Annotated in this window: 8 protein-coding genes; 1 reads left to right on the top strand and 7 read right to left on the bottom strand. The window is 67.6% G+C overall.

The window, feature by feature from the left end:
- Nucleotides 1-5: 5 nt before the first annotated feature.
- The 4 genes from KY501_RS28220 to KY501_RS28235 all read right to left on the bottom strand — a co-directional run bounded on the left by KY501_RS28220 (nt 6) and on the right by KY501_RS28235 (nt 6,829).
- Nucleotides 6-2,801, bottom strand: a complete 2,796-nt coding sequence (locus KY501_RS28220) for a hypothetical protein (RefSeq protein WP_224366565.1) — start codon at nt 2,799-2,801, stop codon at nt 6-8.
- Nucleotides 2,802-3,018: 217 nt separating this feature from the next.
- The gene (locus tag KY501_RS28225; RefSeq protein ID WP_224366566.1) at nt 3,019-4,197 is read right to left on the bottom strand and encodes a glycosyltransferase family 2 protein; all 1,179 of its coding nucleotides are present in this window, start codon (nt 4,195-4,197) and stop codon (nt 3,019-3,021) included.
- Nucleotides 4,198-4,366: 169 nt separating this feature from the next.
- Nucleotides 4,367-6,382: a lipid kinase gene (locus KY501_RS28230; RefSeq protein WP_255636913.1), complete on the bottom strand. Its 2,016-nt coding sequence runs from the start codon at nt 6,380-6,382 to the stop codon at nt 4,367-4,369.
- 63 nt (nt 6,383-6,445) lie between these two features.
- Nucleotides 6,446-6,829, bottom strand: coding sequence for a ComEA family DNA-binding protein (locus KY501_RS28235; RefSeq protein ID WP_224366568.1), 384 nt, complete (start codon nt 6,827-6,829; stop codon nt 6,446-6,448).
- A 155-nt stretch (nt 6,830-6,984) separates the two neighbouring features.
- Between KY501_RS28235 and hutH the strand changes: the two genes are divergently transcribed.
- Nucleotides 6,985-8,511 carry a histidine ammonia-lyase gene (gene hutH, locus KY501_RS28240; protein WP_224366569.1) on the top strand — a complete coding sequence of 509 codons (1,527 nt, stop codon included), beginning with the start codon at nt 6,985-6,987 and terminating at the stop codon, nt 8,509-8,511.
- 30 nt (nt 8,512-8,541) lie between these two features.
- Here the strand turns inward: hutH and KY501_RS28245 are convergent, their stop codons facing one another.
- The 3 genes from KY501_RS28245 to KY501_RS28255 form a co-directional block, all read right to left on the bottom strand.
- Nucleotides 8,542-9,954 carry a M16 family metallopeptidase gene (locus KY501_RS28245; protein ID WP_224366570.1) on the bottom strand — a complete coding sequence of 471 codons (1,413 nt, stop codon included), beginning with the start codon at nt 9,952-9,954 and terminating at the stop codon, nt 8,542-8,544.
- 10 nt (nt 9,955-9,964) lie between these two features.
- Complete coding sequence (locus tag KY501_RS28250) at nt 9,965-11,353, bottom strand: M16 family metallopeptidase (protein ID WP_224366571.1); 1,389 nt, start codon at nt 11,351-11,353, stop codon at nt 9,965-9,967.
- A 67-nt stretch (nt 11,354-11,420) separates the two neighbouring features.
- Nucleotides 11,421-12,938 (bottom strand): serine/threonine-protein kinase, encoded by a 1,518-nt coding sequence (locus KY501_RS28255; protein ID WP_224366572.1) that lies wholly within the window; start codon nt 12,936-12,938, stop codon nt 11,421-11,423.
- Nucleotides 12,939-13,035 lie beyond the last annotated feature (97 nt).

The raw sequence follows: 13,035 nt of genomic DNA on the forward strand, positions 1-13,035 counted from the left end.
GTGAGCTAGGGAATACTGGTGGGATTGGCGGGGTCGCTCCCCGCCATGCGTTCGTCTCCGTCGAGGAAGCCGTCCAGATCCCGATCGATGCCGATGCGCACGCCAGAGCCCGGAGGCGTACACGTATACGTCAGCGCCGTGCTGCCCGCGACAGCTTGCGCACGGAGGTTCGGCTCGGAAACAAGAGGCTGTGTCTGCCGGTCACCTCTGAACTGCCCTCCCCCTACATAGAGGTAGCCCACGGGAATGCCGAGGATCCGGCCCTTGATCACGAGATCGCACTCGCCAGCCGCCGCGCGCGCCATCAACAGGTGGATGCGCGGGTACACCACTCCCACGTTGAGGGGCGTGAGAGTCACCTGCTGGCCGACGACCGGCGCCAGGTTGGTGTCGAACGCGAGCATGAACTGCTCCATGTCCCGCTTGGCCTGAGCGCCCGCGGGAGTGAGGGGGATGCCAGGCTGGTTGAAGACCGGATCAAAGTCGAAGCCGCTGTTGAAGAGGAAGAGCGTGGGGATACTGCCGTCGCTGTTGAAGCCAAAGCCACGGATTTGATCCCCCATGAAGGAGTCGGCAGCCACCGAGCCGAAACCGAAGGCGGCGCCAAACATTCCGACCTTCTGATACATGTTGCGCAGGTGCGGCACCTTGGGGAACAGCACCTCCGCGTCGAAGGACGAGCGGCCGTCCGTCCCGAAGAAGCCCTTGAACAGGCCCTTGTCCGGGTGGGCGTTGGGATCGAGCGTGTGGCAGGACGCGCACGGGCCATGGAAGAAGCTCGTGGTGTCGAGGAAGAAGTCCTTGCCCGCCTGCTGAGAGGCCGTGAGCGAGTTGTCCAGGTTCCGGATCGGGTTGGGCGGGTACATCACCTGGAGGATGAAGTCGGTGAACTTCTGCATCTCCGTAGGCGTCAACTGCGCGCTGCGGCCGAGCAGATCCATGAAGGCCGGGTTGAACTGCTTGAAGGCCTCCTGCTCGTTGAAGGCGCCGCTGTCCGGCTGGGCGCTGGGCGCGTCGAAGCCGCCGTTGCGATCTCCCCGCCAGTGCATGGGGCCGTGATTCGCCATGCCGCGCAGGCTCTGGGTCATCAGCGGGCCCTTCATCGGGTGGAAGGCCGTGTCCTGGCCGAAGGTAGGATCCGGGCCGAACTCGGGCAGCACGGGGACGACGGGGCTCGGGTTGGTCTTCACCAGGGCGTCCGGGTTGCCGAGATCCCAGGCCAGGCTGTCGAAGTCTCCGAAGATGTGGCAGCTGGCGCAGGATGAGTCACCGTGGCTGGAGCTGTTGCGCGCGTCGTAGAGGAACGGCCGGCCCTGCACCACGCTCGGCGGCTCCGGGTTGTACATGGCCAGGTGGGCGATCTCCTGGCGGGTGGTGGTGTTGACCACGGAGATCGCGTTGTCGAAGCGCGTGAGCACGTAGATGCGCCCGCGCGCCTCGTCGAGCACCAGGCCCGTGGGGCCTCCACCGCTCAGGGAGACCTGGTCCGCCGTGTTCGGCACGAAGGTGTCCGCCTCGAGCGCCGCCGTCGAGTAGACGCCGAGCTTCGAGGAGCCGAATGCGGTCACGTAGAGGGTGGCACCGTTGGACGTCACCGCCATGCCGAGCGGCTGTGCGAGGCTCTTCTCGCTCTCGGGGTTGGGGGTGGGCGCGCAGCAGGTGTTGTAATCGATGTGCTTGTTGAGGTGCCTGGGCGCGACGCCGGAGGAGCTGAGCACCGTAATCCGGCTCTCGTGCAGGTGCCCGCGGAGGCTCGTCCCCGCGAAGAGGCCTGGGCCCTCGAAGCGCAGATCGTTCCGGCCCTCGGTGTTGCTGACGTACACCTTCCCGCTCACCGGGTTGACGGCCATGTTGAACAGGATGGTGCCCACGCCGGTGTAGAAGCCGGTCGGACCCGACAGCTGCACCGGAGGATTGGCGTTGGCCGAGATGGCGAACACGTCCTTGTCCGGGAGGTTGAACCTCACCGTGCCGGTCCACGAACGGTTGAGCACGTCCACCCAGTCCGTGCCGTTGTAGCGGACGATGATGGAGACCTCGGGCCGCGTCTCCCCCTCTGCGTTGGTCATGGGCCCGGGCACGCCGCCGTCGGCCTCGCCCCCGTTGGGCACCACGCTCTCGTGGAGCACCGTGGAGCGGTTGCCCGAATGGAACGCAGCCGCGTACACGCGCGAGCCATCCGGCGTCACCGCGAGCGCACGAGGCGTGTCGCTGAACAGGTTGATGATGGTGAGCGGCGTGCCTCCCAGCGAGCTGCCCAGGTTGCACGCATCGAAGACCCACACGTCCGCGCGGCCAACGCCCGGCGTGGTGAGCTGCGGATCGAAGGGAGCGTTCTGCCCGCGGTGGGCCGCCGTGATGAAGGCGCGAGCCCGATCCGGCCCGGCGAAGACGATGTCCCGCGGCTCATCTCCCACGAGCAGCGTTCGCACCACCGTACCGCTGAGCCCCGCCCCATCGATCTCGACGACGCTCACGCTGTCGGACAGGTGGTTGACGACCCAGACTTCCGTGTCCGTGCGCGCGGCGACCGCTACGGGCTCCAGGCCAACGGGCACCGAGGCGCGATGAGACAGTCCGCTGGCCGTCACCCGGAAGATCTCCAGGCGGTTGTCGGGCGTGTTGACGGCGAAGAGGAACTTGCCATTCGGCGAGAGCGCCAGCGGCCGGACCTGCCCGCTCTCGAAAAGAGTGAACGCCCCAGAGGTTTGCGCGTGCGCCGTGGTCAGGCTCGTCAGCAGCAATGCAGCCACAGCAGCCGTCAAGAGCCCACGGCCAGATGCCAGTATCCCAGTTGTCATGCAGTCCCCACGCGAGGCGCGGCCTCGCCCGTGTCTGTTTCGCGACGAAGCGAACAGAGGGCCGATCGTGCGCTCGGGCCCGACCGGAGTAAATGGGAACTGCTTGTCTTAAAATGTATCACTCAGGGGTCAGGCTCACCCCAGCACCCGATCGGATGCACAGGTCGTGAAGCACCCGGCGTGAGCCTGACCCACGCGCCTTCCTGGGCCTACATACTCAGGACGCGCGCGCCGTGCGATCCCACGCCGCCTTCTGAGCGTTGCGCAGGAACCGCCAGAAACCCACGACGATGGCCAGGTTCATCGTCACGAAGTAGTAGGCCACCGAGGCGATCCTCCGGCCCGTGCCCTTGAGCACGCCCGCCTTCCCCAGATACGCGAGCGCGTAGAACATCACCTGGGTGAAGAGTGTGAGCCGGTAGAAGACGCTGTCGAGCAGGAAGAGGTTGGCCAGCAGCGCCGCCGCCATCAGCGCCGGAGCGCACCAGCGCAGCAGTTTGTGAGACCAGAAGGCGAAGGAGGCGAAGCCCGCCGTGGGCAGCAGCAGCCCCGGCACCATCTTCAGGCTCTGGAAGTTGCCCGCCGCGATGCGCGCGCGCCGACCGAACTCCTTGCCGTAATCCTCCGTCGTCTCCTCGTGTGCCACGGCCTGGGCCTCGTAGACGACCTTGTAGCCCTGCTCGAGGATCCGCAGCGGGATCACGAAGTCATCCACGATGGTGGACGGCGGCAGTTGCGTGAAGAGCGTGCGGCGGATGGCGTACAGCCCGCCGTTGGCCCCCACCACCGCGCCCCGCTTGCCCTCGTAGAGCTTGATGAGCGACTCGTAGTTCCAGTACGCGCTCTCCTCGTAGTCCTTCTTCGTCGGGTTGTAGAGCCGCAGCTTGCCGCAGACCGCGCCCACCTCCGGATCCTCGAAGTGGCGCACCAGCGCCTGGATGGCCTCGGGCTCGATGACCGTGTTCGCGTCCGAGAGGACGATGATGTCCCCCTTCGCCGCGGGGATGCAGCGGTTGAGCACCGTCGTCTTCCCCGCGCGAGGCGCCGGAGACAGCCGCACCCGCGAGTCCGTGCACGCACGGACGATCTCATCCGTCCCGTCCGTGGAGCCGTCCGAGCCGATCAGCACCTCGAAGCGGTCCGCCGGGTACTGCAGCGCCAGACTGTTCTCCAGCTTCTGTCGGATGCAGCTCGCCTCGTTGTAGGCCGCCACCACCAGGCTCACCGACGGAGCAGGCCCCGCGCGCCGCTCCCGGCGTGGGCTCTCACCCTTCCGCATGGACCGGAACGTGTGAAAAACCTGCGCCACCCCGTCGATGGCGAACAGACACAGTGGGTAGAAAAAGTACGTGTGCAGCAGCAGTAGCGCCGCGCACCAGAAGAAGACCTCCGCCATTACCCTCGCCTCCGCGTTCCCAATCTCCTCGAATCCCCAGAGGGGTCAGCAAGGGACGTGCCGGAGTGGCATGGGGGCTCTTCCCTCGGAGCAGGACCGTGACAGGTGCTCCCGAGCCGTATGACGCTGAACTTTCTCCAGCCTTGAGAGGAAGGAGGCTGAAAGCCTGTCAGGGGATGGAGGCGGTCGTGGGCGCCCACTTCTGGAGCTTCCGAGCAAGCGCGTGGTTCGGGTTGAGCACCAGCACCGCGTCGAGCAAGGACTGCGCCGTCGCCGGATCGTTCTGGCGCAACGCCAGGCGGGCGCCCAGCACGTAGGCTCGAAAGAACGCCGGATCCTTCGTGCGCAAGCTCGACAGATCCTCGGCCACCGCGGCCAGCGCGGACGGAGGCGTGTTGGCATTGAGGCCATACTCGGCCAGCGCGAGGACGCTCCAGTGAGGATGGGACTCCACCTTCTTGAGCCGCTCGGCCAGCGCCACCGCCATGGGAGTACCGCTGACGGCCTCGGAGATCGCCTGGGCCTTCACCCTCGCCACCACGTCGGCCGACGGCTCGGTCTCGGGGGCGGCACGGATGACGATGAGAGCCCTGTCGAGCCGCGCCTTCAGCTCCGCGATCGTGGCAGTGAGGGAACGTCGCTGCTCACCGAGCGTGGTCTGCTCCTGCTTGCGCGCGGTGACCCGGCCGGACCAGTCGGCCGGGGTCTTCGAGAGCTCGAGTGCGGAGATCTCCTTCTGGAGACGGGCCTCCTGCTGGCGGACCCATTCGAAGTCGACCCTCACGTCATCGAGTTGCAGCGCGAGCGCCACGACGAGCTCGGCCTGGGCCTCGGTGAACTTCGGGTAGCGCTCCGCCAGAGTGCTCAGCTGCTGGATGGCTTGCTGCCGGGAGTCCATGTCGTCCCGCCGGAGCAGGTTCACCGCCTCGTCCTTCGCGGCGACGGCGTCCCCGGGTAGCTCCGCGCCCCGGTTGCGCCACACGGGGTACGACAGCCACGCCGTCAGTCCCAGTGCGACGAGGGCCGCCAGGATGATGAGGATCCGCTCCTTCCCACCGCCCGAGGACTCTTCGGAAGCGGGCCTTGCGCTGCTGGGACGCTCCGAGACGAGCACCTCGGGAGGCAGCTCCACCGCGGGGGCTCGACGCGAGGCCGCGATGGGTCCGCTTCGAGCGATCTCCGGCTCCGGCGGAATGAACGGGTGCTCGGGCTCCGGGAGGGGAACCGGCTCTTCGGGGAGCTCGACGGACGGTGCCGCCGTGGGCATGCCAACGGGACTCGTGATGGTCCGGGCGGGCTTCACCGCGGGCCCGGGCTCGGCCAGCCACGGCGCCGGGCTGCCTTCCGGGCTCGACGCTGGGGCGGTGGGCTCCATCGCCTTCCGAGCCTGCTGAACCTGCGCTGAACCGAAAACCTGGGTCGTGGCTGCCGAGGGCGCTTGTCCCGGGATGGAGGCGGCACCGAAGACCTGGGTCGTGGTCGGTGGAGGAGCCTTGGCCGCCACGTCCGCCGCACCGAAGACCTGGGTGGTGGCCGTCGAGGGCTGCTGGGGAGGAATCGAGGCCGCGCCGAACACCTGCGTCGTGGTGGCTGGCGGCGCCTTCCCGAGCCCTGGCGGGGCACCGAAGACCTGGGTCGTGCTGGCCGACGGAGGAGGCAGAGGGGCTGGCGCACCGAAGACCTGGGTCGTGCTCGCCGAGGGAGGAGGCAGCGGAGCCGAGGGCGCACCAAACACCTGGGTCGTGCTGGGGATGGGCGCCTTCGCCGGGGCTGCGGGCGCGCCGAACACCTGCGTGGTGCTCAGGGAAGGCGCGGGAGCCCCAGGCGCCGCGAACAACTGGGTCTTGCTCCCCGGGGGGAGGTGCGTGCCCGCAGTCGATGAACCGGAGGCCGAAGTCCTGCTCGACGCTCTGTCCCCCGCCGCGCTGTCGGCTCCAGAGGGAGGCGGAGGAACCCCGAAGATTTGCGTCGTCTGGGTGTTGAGAGATCCCGGCTTCGAGCCACCCGGGCTGGGACTGCCGAAGATCCCCGTCTTCGTCCCCACGGAGGAGCGAGAGGGATTTGGACTCGAGCCTGGGATGAGGACCTCACCCGAAGGGGTGGCGGTGAAGACGCAGCGACAGCGTGTGCACTGGACCGATGCCCCCGCCGGCGGCAGCAGCCGGGGATCGAGGTCGTACTGCATCGAGCACTGAGGGCAGGCGATCTGCACGCGAAGTGCTTACCACACGGAGTCGCTGGACGGGGCTCAACGTAGCTCGGTGGCTGCCTGGAGGGTCTCCAACTTGGCAGCGCCCACGCCGGAGACGGCATCCACCTCGGTCCAGTTGGAGAAGCGCCCCTGGGCGTCACGGGCCTCCACCAGCTTGCGCGCCAGCGAGCGCCCCACGCCGGGCAACCGAGCAAGCTCCTCCTCCGAGGCGGAGTTGAGGTCCAGCTTCAGCCCGAGCGCCAGGGCCTGGGCCCCCGTGGGAGGCGCCCCTTCGCCGCAGACGGCCACCCCGTCCCGGAAACGCACTGCGGCAGGAGCGCAGTCCAATGCGGGAGTGGGACTCGGCCAGCGCCACCGCGCGATGCCTCCGATGGCCATGAGTCCCAGGGTCGCGACGGCGAGCGAGCCCGTCCGGTTCATGACGCTGAAAGCCAAAGTCCCTGCCCCCCCTGCCTGCTTGACGGGCGGACCCTATTGAGCGCATCCCTCCGTGTCAAAGCCATCGTGTTACACCGGAGGTGGCTGGCCGCGCGCCCGGACTGGGTTAGGGTGCGCGCCCTTTCGCTGGAGCCCTCATGTCCCTGCCCCGCCTGCTCATCGATGGAGACACTCTCAAGCTGGAGGAGATCCTCCAGGTGGCCCGCCACGCCGTGACCGTGGAGTTGGCGCCCGAGGCCGCGGGCCGGGTCCACGCCTCGCGGGCCCTTGTCGACCGGGTGGCCGCGGGGGATGTGCCCTCGTACGGCATCAACACGGGGTTCGGCACGCTGGCCGAGGTCCGGATCGACAAGAAGGATCTGCGTGAGTTGCAGCGCAACTTGATCCTGTCGCACGCGGCGGGCGTGGGCTCGCCGCTGCCGTTGCCGGAGGCCCGAGCGCTCTTGCTGCTGCGGTGCAACGTGCTGGCCAAGGGTTACTCGGGGATCCGGCCGGAGACGCTGCAACTGGCGTTGGACATGCTGAACCGGGACGTGGTGCCAGTGGTGCCCGAGCGCGGGAGCGTGGGGGCGTCCGGAGATCTGGCGCCGCTGGCTCACCTGGCGCTGGTGTTCATCGGCGAGGGCGAAGCGTACTTCCAGGGCGAACGGCTCCCGGCTCGGCAGGCGCTGGAGCGTGCGGGGCTGCAACCGGTGGTGCTGGAGGCGAAGGAGGGCCTGGCGCTGGTGAACGGCACGCAGGCCATGTGCGCGGTGGGCACGCTGCTGCAACTGCGCGCCGAGATGCTGGCGGATCTGGCGGACCTGGCCGGGGCGATGACGCTGGAGGGGCTGCTGGGGAGTCACAAGCCCTTCATCCCGGAAATCCACGACGTGCGTGCACACGCGGGCCAGAAGGCCTGCGCTGCCCACCTGCGGCAGCTGCTGGTGGGCAGCGAGTTGGTGGAGACGCACGTGAACTGCAGCAAGGTTCAGGATCCGTACAGCTTGCGGTGCATGCCGCAGGTGCACGGCGCGGCGCGAGAGGGTTTGGCGTTCGCGCGGCGGATCCTCGAGGTGGAGGTGAACAGCGCCACGGACAACCCGCTGGTGTTCGTGGACACGGAGCGGATCGTGTCGGGCGGTAACTTCCATGGTCAGCCGATATCGCTGGCGCTGGACGTGGCGGCCATGGCGCTGACGCAATTGTCGGCGATCAGCGAGCGCCGGGTGGAGCAGTTGGTGAACCCGTCGCTGTCGGGGCTGCCTCCGTTCCTGGCGAAGAATTCGGGGTTGAACTCGGGGTTCATGATCGCGCAGGTGACGAGCGCGGCGCTGGTGGCCGAGTCGCGGGTGCTGAGCCACCCGGCCTCGGTGGACTCGATCCCCTCGTCGGCGGGCCGTGAGGACCATGTGTCCATGGGGATGACGGCGGCGCTGAAGGGGCGGCAGGTGGCGGACTTCACGCGCTCGTGCCTGGCGATCGAGCTGCTGTGCGCGGCGCAGGCACTGGACTACCGGCAGCCGGTGAAGGCGGGCAAGGGTCCGCAGGCGGCGTACGAGTTGATCCGGCGCAAGGTGCCCACGATGGAGAAGGACCGCGAGCTCCACCGGGACATCGCAGCGGTGAGTGCACTGATCGACTCGGGAGAACTGCTGGAAACAGTGCACTCCGCCACCGTGTGATGCCGAGTCCGCGCCCTGAGGCACGGACGCCTACTGCTTCACCACCCGCACCGGCCCGAACTGCTCGAGCTCCGCCTTCACCTTGTCGTCCCCGACGACGACGACCGTCTGTGACGACGAAGCGAAGAGCTTCTTCCCCGCTTCGCGAATCTGCGCGGACGTGACGGCGTTCACCTTTGGCACGTACTCGCCGAGGAACTCGGGCGGCAGCCCCTTGACCCAGTTGGTGGCCAGCACATACGCGACCGACCACTGCGATTGTGTGTTCAGCAGGTAGCGCCCGGTCGCCACCCGCTGCGCGGTCTGCAGATCCTCCGCGGTGACGTCCGTCGCCCCCATGCGATCCAACTCGTAGATGAGCTCCAGCAGCGTCGCGGCCGTCACCTCGTTGCGCACCTGCACATTGACCTGCAGGGCCCCGCCCTGCTGATACGACGACAGGTTCGACCAGGGCGAGTACGAGTAGCCCTTGTCCTCGCGGATGTTCTCCATCAGCCGGCCCGCGAAGCCGCCTCCAAAGACCGTGTTGGCCACCAGCGAGGGGAAGTAGGCCGGATCGGAGGCATGCACCCCCACCCGGCCAATCATGATGACCGACTGGACCGAGCCCGGACGCGAGACGAACAGGATCTCCCGCCCCTTGGGAGCAGGCACCTGAGGCGTCGCAGCGGGTGCGGAGCCCGATCCCTTCCATCCGCCAAAGGACTTCGTCACCGCCTGGGAGACGGCCTCGGCGTCGAAGGCACCAGCAATCACCAGCAGGGCGCCATCCGGGCGGAAGCGCCGCGAGAACTCCTTCTTCAGCACCTCCGGCGTGGCGCCACTGATCACCGCCGCGGTCGGCGAGACAACGTGGTACGGGTGCTTGCCGAACACCGCCTCGGCGAAGGTCTTCTGCGCCAGGAACTGCGGCTGCGAACTCTTCACCTGCAGATCCTGCAGCGCATTGGCCTTCGCGAGCGCCACCTCCTGCGCTGGGAACGAGGCATTGCGAGCGACATCCGCCACGACGGAGAGGACCGTGTCCGCCCCTGACGCCAGGCCATCGGCCTGAAGGTAGATCGCATCGTCCGCGGCCTCGACCTGGAGCGAGCCTCCCACGGCTTGCAATTCCTCGGCGATCTGGCGGCTCGTCCGGGTCGCAGTCCCCTCCGACAGCGTGCTGGCCAGCAACGAGGTGAGCCCCTCCTTTCCCTTGGGATCGGCGGCCGTGCCGCCTCGCGCCGCGAGGATCACCGTTACCTTCGGGAAGCCCTCACGTGGCACGAGCCACACCGTCAGTCCCTCGGGTGTCGTGGACTTGAGGATCTTCGGCACCGGCAGCGGCTTATCCGCTCCGAAGGCAGGCAGCTCCTTCGGGAACGGCTTGCGCTCGGCCGCGAGCGCCGGCGCCACGGCCAGGGACAGGAACACAGTCAGCAGACGGGTCAGATGATGGTTCATGGCGGGCTCCTCACTTTCCTTCCGCGGCCTGCGGGGTGGCGACCTTCGCCGGGCGACGATCGATGACCGTCCGGTTGGTGGGCGCCAGCCACGTGGAGGCCACGCGCCGGATGTCCTCGGAGGTGACGGCACGGATCTGGGTCGGCAGATCGTTCAGCTTCGCGGCATCCCCCGTGAAGAGCTGGGTCAACGCCAGCTTGTTGGCCCGGCTGAGCGGGGCCTCGATGTCGGCATAGAGGTTCGACTCCAGATTCGTCTTCACCCGTGCCAACTCTTCCGCGGGCACACCCTCCTTGGCGATCCGGGAGATGATGTCTCCCATCGCGGTGACCACCGCCTTGGCATCCGTCTCTGGCTTGTAGAGGCCGAAGAAGGTCATCATCGTCGGCCCTTCGATCTCCCACGCATCTCCCAGCGGCCAGTTGAGACCGCCCTGGATCTGGGAGAGCGTGCCACTGCCCTTCACCAACCCCTGATAGAGGCGCGACGCGTTGCCGCCCGCGAGCAGCTCGCCCAACACCGCGGCCGGGACATAGTCCTGCGAGGTCCGCCCGGGCAGCTTGAAGCCCACTGCCAGCCCCGGCACCTGCGCCAGCGCATCCGTCTGGTTCACCCACCGCTCGGCCGTGTTCGCGCCCTCGCTGACATCCGGACGCTTGGGCTGTGCACGGGACGGCAGCGCGCCGAAGTACTTCTCCACCTTGGCGAAGACCTCCTGCGGCTCCACGTCTCCAGAGATGCCAATCACTGCGTTGTTCGGGGCGTAGTACGTCTCGAAGAAGGACTTCACGTCCGCGATGTTCGCCGCGTCCAGATCCGTGAAGGAGCCGTACCCATCGTGGGAGTTCTCCCACTTGTCGAACGCCTTGCCCACGATGTCCGTCCAGTAGAAGAGGCCATAGGGACGGTTGAGGACGTTGCCGCGGATCTCCTCCTTCACGACGTCCTGCTGGTTCTTGAGGTTCTTCTCGGAGAAGTCGAGCCCCTTCATCCGGTCCGCTTCGAGCCAGAGGATCGCGTCCAGCGCCGAGACCGGAGCCGATGCGATGTAGTTCGTGTGGTCATACCGCGTGGAGCCATTCAGCACGCCACCGCCGCCTTGGATGACGCGGCCCAGGATGCCCTTCGGCGCGTTGGGAGTGCCCTGGAACATCATGTGCTCGAAGAGGTGGGCAAAGCCGGTCCGCCCTTTCGGCTCCAGGCGGAAGCCAATCCGATACACGGTGCTGATCCCGAACGTCGGCGTCGAGTGATCCGGAGAGACGACGACGGTCAGCCCGTTGGGCAGCTTCTTGACGAAGACAGGCAACTTCCAGCTCTGCGGCGCGGGAGACTCGGCGGCCGCGGGGAGGGCCAGCGCGATGGCGAGCGCCAGCGCGGTAATGGGAACTCTTCTCATGCGTTCTCCTCGGGAAGTGAGGCGTGCGCACGCTATGCGCCGCTATCGAGGAGGACAAGAGACGAGACTATGCCGCCACGCGCCCGAGCGAGTTCGTCACCACCGTCTGCGTGCCGGTGAGCGCCAGGGGGCTGCGGCGCACGGCGGCCTTCTCCAGCTCCGCGCCGCTCTGCGCCCACCACTGCGCGGCCTCCTCCTCCGTCCACCGGCCCGCGTCCGCGCACAGCTCCAGCGCGATCCGCAGCTCCCTCGCGCTGGAGAAGCGGGACTCGGGCCGCTTCTCCAGGCACCGGAGGATGGTGCTGCACAGATCATCCGGCAGTTCGCGCCCCACCCGCAGCGGCGGTGGCATCGGCGGCGTGTTCACGTGGTGCGAGCAGATCTCCGATGCGTTCTCGCCCGTGAAGACATGGTTACCCGTGAGCAGGGCGTACCCCACCGCCCCCAACGAATAGAGATCCGCGCGACCGTCCACCTGCGTCGGATCCAAGATGGCCTCCGGCGCCAGGTAGTGCGGCGTGCCCGCCACCACGTTGGCTCGGCCGGAGCCCGCCTCCTCGGACACGCCGAGTTGCTTCACCAGCCCGAAGTCCAGCACCTTCACCATGTCCGGAACGCCCCGGCGCCGGCAGAGGAAGAGGTTGGCTGGCTTGATGTCGCGGTGGAGCAGCCCCAAACCGTGAGCCTCCTCCAGCGCGCCGCACACCTGACGCAGGATGTGGATGACACGAGCCGGAGGCTGAGGTCCGGCAGCAGCCAGGAGGCGCTCCAGATCCATTCCCTCCAGGTACTCCATCACGTAATAGAAGAGGCCCTCGGCGGTGCGGCCGTAATCGTAGATGGCGATGGTGTTGGGATGCGTGAGCTGGCTGGTGAGCTGCACCTCGCGCTCGAAGCGCTCCAGGCCATGGCCATCCGAGTCCGTGCGCAGCAGCTTGATGGCGGTGCGGCGGCGCATCATCGCGTGGCTGGCCAGGTACACATCCCCCATGGCCCCGGCGCCCAGCAATTCGAGCAGCGTGTACTGCCCCAACTTGCGCGCATCCCGAACCTGCTGGCGCAGGCCATACACCACGCGCGTCACCAGCGCGGCCATGATGACGGCGATGGCGCTCCACAGCAGCGCATCGAGCGCTGGCAAAAGGAACCCCTCGGGAGTCCTGCTCCGCAGCAGGGCCAGGAATACGGCGTCCGGCAGAGCGCCCGCGATGGAGACCCACAGCGTCCTGCGCACGGACGTGGGGACGATCACCGCGCGGCAAATAAGGGCCGCAGTGGTGCCCAGCAGAAGCGAGTGCGAGTCGTTGTCGAAGTAGGCATCGACCTTCAGCAGGAACAACGCCCCCAGCAATCCCACGCTCTCCAGCCAGCGCAGCAGCTTCGTGGAGCGCCTCTTGGTGCGGCATACCTGCCAGAGGGTGAAGGCAATCACCACGCTGATCAGGTGGAAGACGTAGCCCGCCCCGCTGATCAGTTGGATCCACGGAGTGCCGAGGAACAGGAGCGCGGCCAGGCTGGTGACTCCGTAGAAGCCAGCGGCCAGCAGGAACAACGTCTTGAACAGGAACACCAACCGCTGCTGCAAGAACGCCCGCTCCTCTTCCGAGGGAAGCGCGTTCCCAGCACTGGCCGTGGGCTGGGACAGGTCTGGCCCGAGGTGAACCATTCAGAGTGAATGTTCT

It is taken from the genome of Hyalangium versicolor (genome assembly GCF_020103695.1).
Lineage (GTDB): Bacteria > Myxococcota > Myxococcia > Myxococcales > Myxococcaceae > Hyalangium > Hyalangium versicolor.